At 41.8% G+C, this 16,242-nt stretch carries 13 protein-coding genes; 1 reads left to right on the top strand and 12 read right to left on the bottom strand.

Annotated features, from left to right (window positions below; all coding sequences use genetic code 11):
- Positions 1–42 precede the first annotated feature (42 nt).
- A complete protein-coding gene (locus tag RB604_RS00180; protein WP_005933603.1) occupies positions 43–564 on the bottom strand; it encodes an NUDIX hydrolase in 522 nt (173 codons plus the stop codon).
- Between the two features lie 50 nt (positions 565–614).
- Positions 615–1,835, bottom strand: coding sequence for an S-adenosylmethionine:tRNA ribosyltransferase-isomerase (locus RB604_RS00175; protein ID WP_005933601.1), 1,221 nt, complete (start codon positions 1,833–1,835; stop codon positions 615–617).
- Positions 1,836–1,915: 80 nt separating this feature from the next.
- On the opposite strand from RB604_RS00175, the gene RB604_RS00170 reads away from it, so the two are divergent.
- Positions 1,916–2,968: a DUF2027 domain-containing protein gene (locus RB604_RS00170; RefSeq protein WP_007482124.1), complete on the top strand. Its 1,053-nt coding sequence runs from the start codon at positions 1,916–1,918 to the stop codon at positions 2,966–2,968.
- Positions 2,969–3,052: 84 nt separating this feature from the next.
- Here RB604_RS00170 and RB604_RS00165 read toward each other — a convergent pair whose 3' ends face one another.
- The 10 genes from RB604_RS00165 to RB604_RS00120 all read right to left on the bottom strand — a co-directional run bounded on the left by RB604_RS00165 (position 3,053) and on the right by RB604_RS00120 (position 15,880).
- Complete coding sequence (locus RB604_RS00165) at positions 3,053–3,409, bottom strand: hypothetical protein (protein ID WP_005933596.1); 357 nt, start codon at positions 3,407–3,409, stop codon at positions 3,053–3,055.
- A gap of 248 nt (positions 3,410–3,657) precedes the next feature.
- A complete protein-coding gene (locus RB604_RS00160; protein WP_005933593.1) occupies positions 3,658–4,260 on the bottom strand; it encodes a LysO family transporter in 603 nt (200 codons plus the stop codon).
- Positions 4,257–4,538 (bottom strand): LysO family transporter, encoded by a 282-nt coding sequence (locus RB604_RS00155; protein ID WP_055294885.1) that lies wholly within the window; start codon positions 4,536–4,538, stop codon positions 4,257–4,259. Before RB604_RS00155 ends, RB604_RS00160 begins: the two co-directional genes overlap by 4 nt.
- Before the next feature lie 81 nt (positions 4,539–4,619).
- Positions 4,620–5,648: a DUF4249 domain-containing protein gene (locus tag RB604_RS00150; RefSeq protein ID WP_055294777.1), complete on the bottom strand. Its 1,029-nt coding sequence runs from the start codon at positions 5,646–5,648 to the stop codon at positions 4,620–4,622.
- Positions 5,649–5,653: 5 nt separating this feature from the next.
- Positions 5,654–8,296 carry a carboxypeptidase-like regulatory domain-containing protein gene (locus tag RB604_RS00145; protein ID WP_373133521.1) on the bottom strand — a complete coding sequence of 881 codons (2,643 nt, stop codon included), beginning with the start codon at positions 8,294–8,296 and terminating at the stop codon, positions 5,654–5,656.
- A gap of 165 nt (positions 8,297–8,461) precedes the next feature.
- Entirely contained in the window at positions 8,462–9,337 is an 876-nt protein-coding gene (locus tag RB604_RS00140; RefSeq protein WP_005933585.1) for a FecR family protein, read from the bottom strand.
- A gap of 6 nt (positions 9,338–9,343) precedes the next feature.
- Positions 9,344–9,769, bottom strand: coding sequence for a hypothetical protein (locus tag RB604_RS00135; RefSeq protein ID WP_005933583.1), 426 nt, complete (start codon positions 9,767–9,769; stop codon positions 9,344–9,346).
- Between the two features lie 87 nt (positions 9,770–9,856).
- Positions 9,857–10,411 carry an RNA polymerase sigma-70 factor gene (locus RB604_RS00130; RefSeq protein WP_007482127.1) on the bottom strand — a complete coding sequence of 185 codons (555 nt, stop codon included), beginning with the start codon at positions 10,409–10,411 and terminating at the stop codon, positions 9,857–9,859.
- Between the two features lie 8 nt (positions 10,412–10,419).
- A complete protein-coding gene (gene hemW / locus RB604_RS00125; protein ID WP_005933578.1) occupies positions 10,420–11,553 on the bottom strand; it encodes a radical SAM family heme chaperone HemW in 1,134 nt (377 codons plus the stop codon).
- 250 nt (positions 11,554–11,803) lie between these two features.
- Positions 11,804–15,880 carry a hybrid sensor histidine kinase/response regulator transcription factor gene (locus RB604_RS00120; protein WP_007482128.1) on the bottom strand — a complete coding sequence of 1,359 codons (4,077 nt, stop codon included), beginning with the start codon at positions 15,878–15,880 and terminating at the stop codon, positions 11,804–11,806.
- Positions 15,881–16,242 lie beyond the last annotated feature (362 nt).

Raw genomic sequence — 16,242 nt, 5'->3', positions numbered from 1 at the left:
ATAACGATATGTTTCATTATCGGTTGTGATAACATTTCGCTATTATACTTTGTTCGAAGTGTGTAACGCAATGACTTTCTCTATCTCTCCTTCAAAATTTGGAGTAAACACCTCTTTTCCCAAGTTCTCTTTTATCTCTTCCAAACTCCAGAATCGGCCACCATTTAATTCATCGCTGGGGTGTATTTCTCCGTCGTATATGGTTTTGTGTACGAAGACGAGCTCCCGTTCGCGGGTAGATTCAAAAATATAACTGGTTAACTTTTCCGGCATAAAATCCGTGATACCTAATTCTTCCTGTGTTTCGCGTCTTAGGGCAATATCTACACTTTCTCCCAAGTCGATGTGCCCTCCTACAGAGGTATCCCATTTCCCCGGCTGTATGTCTTTCCAATCCGGACGTTTCTGTAAATATAGTTCTCCTTTACTATTGAAAACATGCAGGTGTATTACCGGATGGAGCAGTTTGCTGCCGTTATGGCATTCGCCACGGGTGGCGGCAGCGATGATGTTTCCTTCTTCGTCTACAACGGGGAACATCTCTTCGTTATTATCGCTTTGCATCTTTATTGTCTTTTAAAAGGTTTGGTTCGCCTTGAATGGCATATGAATGTTTATGGGATCAGCAACGATGAATCTCCGTAACTCAGAAAACGGAAATCGTGACTGAGTGCATAGTCGTATATCGTTCGCCAGTTTCCTTTTACAAATGCTGAAACCAAAAGCAGCAAGGTACTTTGCGGCTGGTGGAAATTGGTTATCATTGCTTTTACTATCTTATAGTCGTATCCGGGGGCGATGATGATCTGTGTACTGGTGTGCAAAGTCTCCATACCGTTGTAATCAAGGTAATCCAGTATTTTCTGAAGCGCCACGACCGGCGGAATCTCATCGTATTTTTCGTAGGGTTGCCATTGGCGTACGTGGAGTTCCTCTTCTGTTGCTTGTGGATTGGCAGCCAGAGTTACTCCGATATGATACAGACTTTCTAAAGTACGTACCGAGGTTGTTCCCACGGCAATGGCACAGGCGTTATGGCCGATCAACTTCCGGAGGGTCGAACGTGAGACGGAAATGTATTCCGTATGCATTTCGTGTCCTTCAATTTCTTCACTTTTTACCGGTTTGAATGTTCCTGCCCCCACATGCAATGTCAGTTCTTCCAGATCGACTCCTTTTTTCCGGAGAGTATCCAGTACCCGTGGTGTAAAGTGAAGTCCTGCTGTCGGGGCGGCTACGGAACCTTTTATTTTTGAATATACCGTTTGATAAGTCTCCTTGTCGCTTTCCTGGGTTTCCCGGTTCAGGTAGGGCGGGATGGGCAACTCTCCGAAAACCTCTAAGATATCGGCAAAGGTGACTTCGGAATTATTCCAAGAGAAGTCTACCCAGTGGCTTGTTCCCCGGCATTCGCCACGTGTGGCGGTAAGTGTGAGCGGATGTCCCTTTACCGTCAGTTCTCTGTGGAGCGGGCCCTCTTTCCATTTCTTCAGGTTGCCGATCATGCAGAGCCATGCTGCATGTTCCGTTTGCTGAAAGTTCAGTGCGTAGTCATTCGGTTGGACAGGCTCGAGGCAAAACACCTCTATCAGTGCTCCTGTTTCTTTACGGAAGTGGAGGCGGGCCTGAATGACTTTCGTGTTGTTGAATATCATTAGGCTGTCTTTGGCGAGGTATTTGGGAAGAGAGGTAAACACGTCTTCGGTTACTGCACCTTGACGGTATACGAGCAGTTTTGACTGGTCACGTACGGGAAGGGGAAATTTGGCGATACGTTCCTCCGGCAGGGGATAGTTGTATTCGCTAATACGGATATGTTTAGGGTTTTCTTTCATCTTTTCTTTCATTGCGATCGCAAAAGTAACTATATTTGCCCTAAATTGTAGTTTGTAAACGGTAAATTGTAAATAGAAAAATGAAAATAGGTGATAAAGTGCGCTTTCTCAGTGAAGTAGGCGGGGGAATTGTGAAAGGTTTCCAGGGAAAAGACATTGTGTTGGTGGAAGATGCGGACGGATTTGATATCCCGATGCAGGTTCGTGAGTGCGTGGTGATTGAAACGGACGACTATAACATAAATAGAAAACCGGCTGCGGCTCCTAAAAAGGCTGAAGAACCTGCCAAGCCCGTCAAACCGGAAATTCCTGTTCTGCAGCGTCGACCGGAAATGCGGGGTGGGGATGTTCTGAACGTTTTTTTAGCTTTCGTGCCCGAAGATGTCAAGGCTATCAGCAGCACTGCTTTCGAGGCTTATCTGGTGAATGATAGTAATTACTATCTTTATTATACTTACCTCAGTGCTGAAGGCAAGGCTTGGAAAACTCGCTCTCACGGATTGGCAGAGCCTAATACGAAGCTGTTTCTTGAGGATTTTGCCAAAGACGTATTGAATGAATTGGAGCGTGTTTCCATACAGTTTATTGCTTTTAAGGACAGCAAGACTTTCTCTGTGAAACCGGCGGTCAGTGTGGAGCTTCGTATCGATACGGTAAAGTTCTATAAACTGCATACTTTCCGTGAATCGGATTTCTTTGAAGAGCCGGCATTGATTTATGATATCATAACAAATGATGTTCCGGCTAAGCAGGTGTATGTTTCGGCCGAAGAAATACAGGCGGCTCTGTTGCAGAAAAAAGATGTGGAGAAACCTAAATCACAGCCGATCGTGAAACGGGGTGTTTCCAATGGTATTGTGGAGGTAGATCTGCATATCAATGAATTGTTGGATGATACTCATGGTATGAGTAATGCCGAGATATTGAATTATCAGTTGGATAAGTTTCGTGAGGTGATGGAACGGTATAAGACAAAGCGCGAACAAAAAATAGTTTTCATTCACGGTAAGGGAGATGGAGTACTCCGCAAGGCCTTACTCGATGAGTTAAAGCGCAAATATAGCACTTGCCGTTATCAGGACGCTTCTTTTCAGGAATATGGTTTTGGAGCTACATTGGTAACTATCCGTTAGGTTTCGTTACGAAGTAATGATAGAAAAAAAGGTGCCGACGCATAAAACTGTCGACACCTTTTTCACATTTATGTATTAATCAATTTACTTGCTCAGTTCAATGCCTTTATTCTTTAAAGTGATGTTCAGTAAAGCTGTGTATTTGGCATACTGTTCATCGGTGAGCGTTCTTTTCATCAATTTCAGGTTTCCGTAAACGGCGTTGTGCAACTTTGTTTCCTTATTTTTTCTGGCAACAGTAGCACGTCCCATCTGTTCTGTGAAATATTCACAGATATTGGAAACCTCTTCACTTTGTACTGAATTTAAATTCAGATACTGACTCAACTTATTTACGTTGATGTTTCCTTCCCATTTTGCAGTCGTAGGTTGGTTTCCTGCTGCAAAAGTCATAGCAGCCAGGCAGAATGCTGCCACGAATGTTAATCCTAATCTTTTCATAATACCTACTTTTTAATTGTTATACCTAAAAACTAATCCTAAAAACTAAATCTAATACCTATTGAAAACGTAGTTAAGCGCTTAATTTTTCTTTTTACCTATGCAAATATAAGAATATGTTTTATAGCATAAAAATAAAATAGGGATAAAGTGCATATTACACCTGCATTTATTGATGTACATCAATAAATGAGCATTAAAAAGTAGAAGATATGCCTTTAAATGTAATCTATTTGAAATACGTTTGCCTACACGGAACAGAATAGTGTCACAAGAAACGGTACGCTGAAATCTACAATAAAGCCATGAAAGATGGAAATTATGACAAATTCTTTTCCGCAATAGCGGGTAATGATGGGTAGAGTAGTATCCATGGTGGTAGCACCGCCTACGGAGATGGGAGCCAGCCGGCCGAAAAACTTCACGAAAAGTGAGGCACCTAACAGGGCTATAATTTCACGAAGAATATTCGATAGCAATGCAATCGTTCCTAATTCTGCCCCTTTATATTCGGTGATGAAGATACTGGAGAGGGAATAATAACCGAATCCGGCACCTACCGCCATACAATCTGTGGCCGAACGATGGGGCAGGAACAAGCTGGCAACAGCACATCCGGCTAACGTACCCAGTATTGTCATGACAGGTAGAAAGAGCAACCGTGGATTGAGCGAGCGGAAACTTTTCAGGGTATTCGGATCGTTACCGATACTGATTCCGACACAGAACATCAGGCCGCACAGGGCATAATAACTTAGATTGCTGTGAGTGAATTCATACGGAATCAGATGATATAACCCGCAAAAGGTTCCTACGATAAAGAATGAAACGATAATGAGACTCCCTTTCATTGCTTCGCCTCCTTATTCCTTATATATACAAGGTACCACAGTCCCCATGCTGCCAGTACGCTTCCGGCAACGGCGGCGAATGTGATGGCAAGAGCTTCCAGGCCGATGGCATGCAGGTTCCTGATGATCGTTTCGTTTCCTCCTACGTCGATGCCTAATAGAAAAAGCAGCAGCCATATCAGTAGGGTGATCACTTTATGAATCCACAAAAGACGTTTGCTCCGCAACAGATAGCCGACGAGCATTCCTGTGAGCATTATTCCGATAATAGTAAACATGATTTCCGTACTTTTAGGCTGCAAAGATAATGTTTTCTTATGGTGTAGGCAGTGTAAGGTTCATTCTTTGACCGATATTTTTTATCGTTCGTCATACTTTTCATCTGTGAGATTGATCTTTACGCTTGTTTCTGTGCTGATGCTCACGATTCCGAGTCCGCCGTGCACATTACTGGCAAAGACAATCGGTTCCATGATGGTTTCATCGTACACATCGGAGTCGATTAGATTCAGTGCTTTAAAATACAGAAAATCCGTTTCGTTGATACTGAGCAGCCGGACGTGGCAATCGCTGATTTTCCGTTTGACAGTGTGAGGCGGAAAGAGATCCGGCCACTCTTCATAACTTGTAGCATAAACTGTCATCGTATAACTTTGTCCGGCGAAGCGGCTGTTATCGAATACTCCATAGATGTTTTCTGCTTGTTCGAACAGGTCGTTGTCATTTCCCGACATGGATGGGTGTCCGTCAGTAAGGACTACATCTTCGCGAGAAAGCATTCGAAAGTTCTGGCTGGTAAGTATTGTGTCTTTTAGTTCGGGACTGAAAATGGTAGCGTAGATCGTGTTACGGCGATCCAGAACGAGCCGGTAATAATTCCTCGTATTATCAGTGCGGTCAGAAAATGTGATACGGTAACGCAGGCGGTTTGTATAATAGTTGTCGTACTCATTGACCGGGACGGTTGCTGTGTCTACCCGTACGATGGGCATTGGTGGCTGTGGGACAATTACTTCTGCCCAAGCATGATGGACACTGTCTCTGGTCATGGCATCGATACGTACTTTGTCTCCAGGGTGGAACTTTGTGGTAATAAGAAAGCGTTTCTGAAGGGAGGTAAATTCCCCTTCGGGCATCGGCAATGCTTCCGGAGTCTCTACCAATGCGTCATTCACCCGGATCTCTACGCTGGCGTCAGTGACGTGGCTGATTACATTCTGCCCGCTTTTATTGAGATAGAGCACATTGTTTGTGCTGTCGGCATTAATGAGTGCGTTCATTATCAGCTTGGGCGGGTTGGCTTCTTTGTTAAAAGGGATTTCATTTTCACAACTGCTGATGAATGTCGATAGCAGAAAAAGAAGCAACAGGTTCTCTCTTTTTATCATAATGCTTAGAATTTATAAGTGTAAGTGACGGAAGGAATACAGGGTAATATGGTCAGCTTGGTTATTTTCCGTTTCCCGGGTATATATTGATAGTAGACTTTCCCATTTTCCTGATTTTTGATATATGTGGCGTATCCACCGCTTCCGTTACTGTATACCAAGGTCGGATTCATTGCATTATAGGCGTTGTAAAGGCTGATGTTCCAGGTACGGATACCGTGTTTGGTCTTTTTATTGAAATTGACACCTATGTTGAGGCGGTGACTGGCGGGAAGCCTGTAGTTATTGCGATGTTCAACGTAATTTTCCTGCCGGACAAAATTTTCTCCGGGACGGATTACAGCCGTTACCTCTTCGGGAATGGTAGCTGTTCCACCGGTAGCAAATATCCATGAAACTCCTATGTCGATCCGGTTATTGAATTGATGATTGGCTACTAAGGTGAGATTATGCCTCCGGTCATACTTATAGGGAAATCGTATTCCATTATTGATACTGCCCGGAGAGAACTTACGATCGCTTTTCGCCAGTGTGTAGGCTATCCATCCGGTTGTTTTTCCGGTAGTTTTCTGTACCATGAACTCTATTCCCATGGAGCGCCCTTTTCCCATTTCTACCTTGTTCTCCCAGCCGGAAGAAGATCCTAAGAAACTGACTCCTTCTTTATATTCCAGAACATTACGCATTTGCTTGTAGTAACTTTCTACAGAAAACTCCCATCCTTTCAGGCCCGTATAATAACTTCCCAATGAATATTGATGAGCTTGCATCGGTTTGATTTTGCTGGTTACGGGTACCCACAGGTCTGTCGGCATGGAGATGGGAGTTGATGAAAGCAGATGTATATACTGGCTCATTTTGGTATACGACGTTTTCAATGCAATGTCTTTATTCAATTGATAACGGGCGGATACACGGGGCTGTGCGGAGAAATAACTCTTTTTCTGCACATAAAATGTGGATAGGTGTAAACCGATATTCATGCGCAGGCGCGAACCGATATCGAAATTGTCTTCTATGTATGCTGATATTTCGTGTGCCCGGACTGTACTATTGGAGATACTGTTGTAGGTGGTATCCTGTGCAATGTCGCCCTCTTCCTTTTCTGTGATTTTGGAGGTTGCCACTTCCGGGTGAAAATTGTGGCGGAGGTAACCTGCACCGAATTTGATGTGATGCGTGGGAGTCGGATTGTAATCGAAATCCATTTGATAATTCCAGTCGCGGATACCGGAATGATAGTTGGCAAGGTAGCTGTTTTCGTTTACTGCATTGCCAACCCAGTTGCTGCTGTATGTGCCGGAGTTGGCATCCATTTGATATTTGTTGTAAGCGATGGTGGTGTTGCAGAACAATTTCTGGTTGAAGATATAATTCCAGCGGACGGATGCAACAGTGTTTCCCCAGTCGAGCGACATTTTATTTTCATAGGTGTTGCCGAAATCATAATCATTGCCCCATGTGGTGGTAGAAAATACACTTTTACTTTTGAAAGAGTAATGATCTTTTCCTTTATAAAAACTGAGAAAGAGACGGCTTCGGTCTGAAAATTTGTGGTTGACCTTTGCGTTGATATCGTAGAAATAATAACTCATTTTGTCATCTTTGGGCATAAAAGGTTTGGCTACCAGATCTATATAAGAGCGTCGTGCCGAAAGATTGAAGGACGTTTTGTCTTTGATGATAGGACCTTCCAATTGTAGTTTGCTTGCGAGCAGTCCTACGCTGAGCGTACCATGAAATTTCTTCATGTCTCCGTTGTTGCTACGTACGTCTACTACTGATGAAAGGCGGCCACCAAAACGTGCAGGAAAGGAACTTTTGAAAAATGTTACTTTTTTTACGGCTTCCGGTGTAAAAACCGAGAAGAAACCGAATAGGTGATCTACATTGTATATGGGTATTCCATCCAGAAGAATCAGATTTTGATCCGGACCGCCGCCACGTACGTACAATCCGGCCGAACCCTCGACTCCAGCTTGTACTCCCGGCATCAACTGGATGGTTTTCATTACATCCGCTTCTCCCAAAGCACCGGGTGTATTCTTTATTTGTGCCATCGGGATTTCTATGGCTCCCATTTGTGTGGCAGTAATCCCTGCTTCTGTCTTGTCGGATACAATCACTACTTCTTCCAATTGGTTATTGTCTTGCATGAGGACGTTGAGTACTGTGTCTTTATTCAGTGCCAGCGTGTGATGCTGGGTTTCGTATCCCAAATAAGAGAAACTGAGTTCTGTTTCTCCCATGGGCAGGGTGATGCTGTAAAAGCCGTAAGGATTGGTAGTAGTGCCTTGTTTGTGACGACTCTCAAGGATGTTAGCGCCAATCAACGTCTCGGCGGACGTCCCGTCTGTCACATATCCGCTGATTGTGAACTTGCGGCTTACCGGCTTTTGTTTTTTCTTTTGCAGAAGAATGTGCCGTCCGGCAATCTGATAACCTATCGGTTCATTCTTAAAAGCTTGGTCGAGAATTTCCCGTATCGTCTTTTGTTTTACTTCGAGTGTGATGCGGCGGTTGATTTTCACCTCTTCACCGTAGATGAATGAGAAGCCGGTAGAATTTTCCAAGTATTTGATAAATTCTTCAAGGCTGGCATTACGAATGCTGAATGATAATTGGGTATCGTTTTTTTGCGCTTGCATTTGTAATGAGAAAAAAAGTATTCCGCATGTCAGAATCAGATTCTCGACATACAGGGGTATATGAGATTTGTTCATATTTTCTTGTGAGTGGCTTGTTTTATAAGTCCGTGCATTCATGTGCCGGTCGGGATGTCTGGTGTGATATTACCATGATCCGGTGGCACATCAATTGATTGTTATTCCTTTATCGGTTTGTTTATATTTGAAATCCCTTCCTTGTTGCAACAGATACAGAATGTCTTCCAGGCTTTCTCCATCGGTAAATTTGGCAGTAAGCCGGTAGTTGCGCAGCTTCTCATTTTCTATCTTTATTTTTACTCCGAATGAGTTGCTCAACTCCCGTACGATTTCCTGCAGAGGGAGATGATTGAAAATGAATATACCGTTTTGCCATGCGATTTCTTCAGAAACATTCTTCTCTGCTTCACGGGTCAGACTTTCTTTCTTCTTATTATATATGGCGCTCTCGTTGGGACGTAGTACGATGCCTTCCGGATGACTGGCGGTGCTTACGGCAACGGATCCTTCGAAAAGAGTTGTCTTTACTTCCGGATCACCGGGGTAGGCTTCAATATTGAAGTGTGTGCCCAATACCCGTACTTTGACAGCTTCGGCTTGCACGATGAACGGGTGCTCTTTGCTTTTGCTCACTTCGAAATAGCCTTCACCTTTTAGCGTCACTTTACGATGTTTGCCGCGAAAACGTTCCGGATAAGTGAGTGAAGAAAAATGGTTTAAAGTCACTTCTGTTCCATCCGGCAGTTTTACGTTTTTGCATTCGGTCAGAGTGGAGATCGTATACAGGCCGACCGGGAGCATGTATTCATAGACGACCCATCCCATTGTACAGAATAATGCCACGGTGGCAGCTATTGCGAAAACGCGCACTTTACGCATGCTCAACATGCGTTGTTCTTTTTGCGGAAGCCGTTTTTTTAGCAATGCGTAACTTTTTTCTGCCGAAAAGCGTCCTCTGGGCGAACGGGTGGAGGCGATGAGCTTTTCCAGTATTTTTTCTGCTTCTGTTGCTGTATATTTCATTGTTTTCTATTTGGGTATCAGTTCGATAGACATTTTTGATGTTTGTCCGCCTTCCCATAAAGGTGTACAGACTATCTGGATGATTTCCCCTTTAATGGCCTTTCCCGGAAAAAGTGTGATAGTGGCTTTGGCTTCTTTCTTTCCGGCTTTTATTATTAACCGGTCATTATTTAGCTTGCACACCACGCCTATTCCCGGTATAGCAGACCGGTTGATACTTAATTTAACTTCTCTATCCTCTTTCTTTTTATCAACGGCAATCACTTTTACTTCTATTGTTTCTTCTTTGTCACTTTTGCTGTAGAAGTGAGATTGCATAGAATGCTCGAAGCCTACATAGTCGGTAGGGTAGTTCTTGTTTTTGTCATCACATGCCAATAATAAGAGGCTTACTAACAACGCTACGGTTGTTTGAAAATAGAATCGTTTCATACGTTAGTCTAATAAATAATAAACATTGTTCATTGATAAAGACAGTGGGACGATGATAATTCCCTATCCTTTATCTCTAAATAAATGTTAATCTATTTCGACAGACATAATCATCTCTTTCAATCGACCGGTGGCTTTCTGCAATTGGGCATCTACTGTTTTAGTACTGATACCTAATTCTTCGGCCACTTGTGCATAGCTCTGTTTTTCTTCCCGTATGCGGATAAATACCTCTCGGCAACGCTCAGGCAGACGGTCCAATGCTTTTACATAGCGGGCGAACAACTCTTCGCTGATAAGTTCGTCTTCGGGATTATAGTCGCTTTCCGGCGATTCGGGAAGTTCGTTGTCGGTATAAGCACTTCGGCGCATTTCCTTCTCCAGATAGTTGAGGGAAGCATTCTTGGTGATAACAAAGCAATAGTCTTCAATATTTCTGACTTCGGGCAATGTGTTGCGTTGCTCCCAAAGTTTTAGGAAAATATCGAGTACGATTTCCTGTGACCATTCCTCCCGTTTTACGTAATAGTAGGCAATACGAAACAGGCGGTCGTAGGTTAAATCGTAGAATCTGCGGAATGCGGTCTGAGAGTCCCATTCCTTCATTTGTCGCAATAGCTTTCGTACTTCGGATTCGGTCATGGCTCTTTCTACTCCTCTATTTTGAGCAGGTCGCTCATGATACTGTCGGATATGAATATCCCTTCCCGCGTAAGGCGCAAGGCATTGTCTTTCTCGATTAACTTCCCGTTTTTAAGGGATAAGGCAGCCGAGTCGAGGCAATATTGCCACAATCCGGTACCGAATTCTTCTTTTAGTTTCGCGAGAGGAATGCCCCAACAAGTGCGTAATGAGGTAATGATAAACTCATTGTATCGTGTCACTGTGTTCAGATCTTCCGTTTCGTAAATTCGTTTCCCGTTTTCTATGCCGTTTATATAATCATTCAGTGAAGCTATGTTCCATTCTCGTTCCTGGCGGTTGAAAGAGTGCGCTGACGGTCCGCAGCCTAAATAAGGAATGTTTTTCCAATATGCCGTATTATGCTGCGAGTGATATCCGGGGCGGCTGAAATTGGATATTTCGTAATGCTCATATCCGGCGGTCGTTAATTGGTCAATAAGTTCGGAAAAGAACCCGACACTGCTTTCCTCGTCTACTTCGCTGATACGATGCTGCTGTAACATATTATACATGGGGGTACCTTCCTCATATATCAGATGATAGGCCGATATATGTTCCACATTCAAGGCGATAGCCTGCTTCAGATCGTATTTCCAACTTTCTGCTGTTTCTCCGGGGAGTCCGTAGATGAGGTCGATACTTATATTTTGGAACCCTGCTTTCCTGCAATGCTCTACGGCTGCGATGGCTTGCGGGGCGGTGTGACGTCGCTTAAGCAATTGCAAAGTTTTCTCATTGAAAGTCTGTATCCCCATGCTGATACGGTTGAAAGGCAGGGTGGCAAGCATCCGTGTATACTCCGGAGTAAGGTCGTCGGGATTGGCTTCAAGGGTAATCTCGCGTACCTGCTTCATACCATAAACTCTTTCGATTGTTTCGAAAATCTGTAAGAAGTCTTCTTGTGTTAGTTGCGATGGAGTACCTCCTCCTAAATAAATTGTCTCGATGGGGGCACCTTGCAGATAGTCCCGGCGTATTTCCAATTCCCGGCAAAGGGTTTGGATATATCGTCCTTTGAATTCACTGAGGGTAGTGGAATAGAAATCACAATAAATACAACGGGTTTTACAAAAAGGGATATGAATGTAGATACCTGCCATAATCCGGTTATGTTGTTTACTTTTGCAAATGTAAGACTTTAGGTTCAGAAACCGGTTATCGCTTCTGCTTATTTATGTGAACGCTGTAATTTAGTACATTTATTGTGGATAAGGTATTGGAAGAAAAATCTCTTATCATTCGGTATAAACTTCCTGTTGGTAGGTAGAAAGCTTTTATTCTTTCCTACTTGCTTACTACTTAACTACTTAATAACCATTTATTTACTGTTGGTTATGAATTGTTCAGGCTCTAAACTGTTTCTTCTCCTTTCAATCCTTTTAAGTATTCCGATGGCGATATTCCGAATTCCTCTTTAAAACATTGCCTGAAATAGACCGGACTGTTTACTCCCACCTTGAAAGCTATTTCAGAAATGGTATATCTACCTTCCAGTATCAATTTTTCTGCATTCTTCATTTTTATTTTCCGTACATATTCATTTGTTGAAATTCCGGTCAAGGCTTTCACTTTTCGGTAGAGAGTAGATTTGCTCATGCATAGTTTGTCTGATAGATAGGCTACGTCTATTTTTTCCGATTGCAGATTATCTTCAATGATTTGCGTTATCTTTTGTATGAACTCGTCATCCAGTCGGTTCAGAGACTCATGGAGCATTATACATTTATCAGAATTTATATTTAAGTTGGAGTTAAACTGATTGGCTAATTTTCTGCGGGATTCCAATAAGTTGTAGATACGGCTTCTCAATAAACTTGCACTAAATGGTTTTGTCAGATAAGAGTCGGCACCTGCCTGATAACCTTCTTCTTTATTCTGCAAAGAGTCTTTTGCGGTAAGCATTATGACTGGGATATGACTTGTACGTACATCTTCTTTTATGATTTTACAGAAAGTGATACCGTTCATTCCGGCCATCATGATATCCGTTACTATAATGTCGGGGATATGTGCGATGGCGGCACGGCAACCGGCTTCTCCTTCGCTTGCGGTTACTACATCAAATGAGTCGGAGAATGATTCTGATATATATTCGCATATATCAGAATTGTCTTCTACCACCAGCAAGATTGGTTTTTCGCAAGAAATATCATCAGTGGGCACTACCTCTGCCGATTCTATTTCCGTATTGCCTTTCGGGGCCTTTTCACCAGAATCTGTATGTAGGGCATTGGGGTATATGTTATGCATAATAAGAGAAAAGTAGAAGCTGCTCCCTTCGCCCGGAACGCTTTCCGCATATATTTCTCCTTGATGTAGTTTGGCAAGGTTTTTAACTAATGCTAAGCCGATACCGGTACCCGATGCCTGGCGGTCACTTCTGGCCTGATAATATCTTTCGAAAATATGTGGTAACTCATCTGCGGATATACCTTGTCCCGTATCAGAAACTTTGATTTCTACATAGTCCGTATCATTTTTTCGGGTAGTATAGAGTGAGATATTGATATAACCTTTTTCAGTATATTTGGCGGCATTGGAAATTAGGTTATCAAGTATCATAGTTACTATTTCTCTGTCGAAATAGAGCGAAAGCGGTTCAGGCTCAATTGTTATGTTAAATTCAACTTCTTTATTCAAGTTCAGTTCTTTATATCTCAGACTGACCTCTGTAACCAGTGCTGCAAGATTGTCTTTACTCACACAAAGTTTTTTATTTTGCGTCTCTGTTTTACGGAATTCAAGTATCTGATTAATCAGGTTTAAAAGCCGAATAGCACTGTTGTGAATGATAGATATTTTCTTACGTTGATGTGGAAGCAGTTCTTTGTCTTCCTGAAAATCTTCCAGTGGTCCCAGAATTAGGGTTAACGGGGTGCGTAATTCATGAGTGATATTGGTATAAAAGCGTAAACGTTCGTTGTTAAGTTCCTGTTCCTGTTCATGATTCTTCTTTTCCAGTTCATAAAAACTTTGCATATCTACTTTTTTCTTATAAAGATTAAGAAGATAGAAAATGATATATCCTGCGAGAATAAAATAAAGCACTTTTGCCCACCATGATAGCCAGATGGGGGGAGTAATGTGAATAGGAAGAATATTGATCTCGCCAGACCATTTCTGATTATGTATCCGTGTTTTCACTTGAAATTCATACTCTCCCGGTGGAATGTTGTGGAACATTACCGTATTTTCGTTGACGGTGTACCATGAGTCATCAAAACCTTTCAAACGGTATGCGTAATCTATCCAATTAGCTTGAGAATAATCAAGAACGCTATATGCCAGATTAAAAGTGTTTTGTTTGTAAGTTAGTTGTATGGTTTCATTGTTTTGGCCATAAAAGTTTATAGTGTTATTATCTTTATGTGCGGATTGTTCTTCGAATATTTTCATCTCGGTGATGATGACAGGAGATACCTCACGGTTACTTAATACGGTAACCGGATCAAAATAGCGGGCACCATTTATTGAGCCGAAATAAATGATACCATTTTCATCTTTTGTTACGGCTGCGCTGGAGAAATTGCCTATTGGCGTTTTGTCGAAATAGTTGTAGTTTATGAATTGTCCGGTTGCCGTGATATAGCAACTGATACCTGCATTGGTGCTAAACCAGATGTTACCCTCACCATCTTCGGTAATGGCGCGAATATAGGAGTTGTAAATGCCGTCTTGCCGGTTATAAACTTTGTATTCGTGAATTTTATTGGCTGGGAAACAGACTAATCCATCGCCTGTCGCTATCCAGATTCTACTCTCAGAGTCTCTGAAAATATAATTTATGCTATTGGAACAGAAGCCGTTGTATTCATTGAAATGACAGATGGATTTCATTTCGTTGGTGAGGATGGATAATCCTTGTCCGAAGGTACCTATCCAGATTCTTCCTTTTGTATCTTGAATGAGGCTGCGTATGGTATTTTCTGGAAGAGAAGAATTCTCAGTGGTATAATGCATTATGTTTTCATAAGTTTGAGTGTTAACAATAAATATTCCCGAACTGGTTCCTATCCACATATTGTTTTTGTTGTCTTCATAAAAACAACGGGCGTCACAGGAAGAAATCTCTTTAAGGCTGGCATGGGAAAAGTTTTTTTTATTATAATCGTAGATATCTACACCACCCATGAAGGTTCCTATCCATATATTGTTTTGAGAATCGCAATATTCGCTTATAATAGAATTATGGCTCAGTTTCCCATTTTCTTCGTTATAGATGACCGTGCGATTGTCTTTTTCAAAGACATTGATTCCCCCTCCGTCAGTACCGATCCATAACTTATTGTCTTTGTCTGTACATAAACTCAATACGACCCGATTACTAAGACTGTTTTTATAATCTTTAATTGGAGAATAGCTGTGGCTTTTGAAAAAAGGCGGAGTGTGGCCTATAAAATTAATACCGCCCCCATAGGTGCCTATCCAGATGTTTTTGAAAGAATCTTGAAATAAACACCTCGCTGTCGGATTGGATAAACTATAATTATTGCTTCCCACTGTGAGATGTTCCAGATTAAACTGATTTTGCGGGAGGAATAATTGTTGCTTGATATCTACGATAAAGATACCGTTTAGTTCGGTGGCCATCCAGATTTTTTTATTATCCATTTGCCGGATATCGAAAACTGTAGACGTTGAGGGAATATTGGCTATTTGATTTATGGAGAAAAATTGTTCTGTTTGGGTGTCGAATAAAGCAGCTCCCCTTTCAGTTCCTATCCATATATTGTCGGTACTATCTTTGTATATGCAGTGAACATGATTTCCAGGTATACCGTTTTTATTGTCGGGATTATACTTGAAATTCTTTACACGTTTGGTTTTCAATGAAACAATACTCATTCCATGTTCTACGTGGCCAATGTATATTTTTCCATTGCCGTCTTCTACTACCGTCCAAACATTGTTGGATGGTAAATTGGGCAAAGTCGTGGTATTGTAATGAGTAAATTCTCCGGTGTTCTTATTGAAGTATTCTATTCCCCTATGATAAGTACTGAGCCATAAATTGCCGTCACTTGCTGGTGAGATATGTGTAACGTCGTTTGTGATGAGGCTATTAGGATTGGAGTCGTCATGTGTAAATACGGTTAATTCATCTTTTTCATAATTGTATGCATTCATGCCCGCCCGTTGAGTTGCTATCCAGATAATCGGTTCTGTAGGATCGGCATAGATACTGTTAAGTTCATTACCACTAATATGGTTCGTGTGTTTGTAATAGTTAATGAAACGGTTTCCGTCAAATTTATTGAGCCCTTCCTCGGTGGCAAACCACAGAAAACCGTCTTTATCCTGAGTGATGTTTACAACACTGTTATTCGATAAGCCTTGTTCTATTCCCAATTGTTTGACATAATAATTTTGAGAATATAGAAAAGAGGAGAAAATAAGGACGAGACTTGTCAACAGGCTTTTCATCATTTGCATATGTGTTTGGAAATAAGTACTTAACTTCTTTAATTATTGACCGTCAAATATACTATTTAATTTCTATTTCACTGATGATAAAAACTTCTTTGCACGATTCACTGTCTATATTTGAATGATTTGGTATGTTTCGGGGGCGCGATGGGGATGAATCTGATTTCTGAAAGACCGATTCATTTTGTATGCACGATTTAGCGCTTATCGTTGCACGATTTTTGGTCTATTGCTTTGCTGTTAAATACATAGATTTGCAATAATAGAACAGAGGGTGAGGGAGATTAGGTGATCTTGGATTTAAGATAAACTGTTTTGGACAACGCTTTGTTTGAATAAATTGTTTCACTTTAATTTTAATA

It is taken from the genome of Bacteroides salyersiae, from assembly GCF_031172035.1.
GTDB classification, from domain to species: domain Bacteria; phylum Bacteroidota; class Bacteroidia; order Bacteroidales; family Bacteroidaceae; genus Bacteroides; species Bacteroides salyersiae.
Note: the sequence above shows the minus strand (reverse complement) of the source record. Positions and strands in the feature narration are given on the sequence as shown.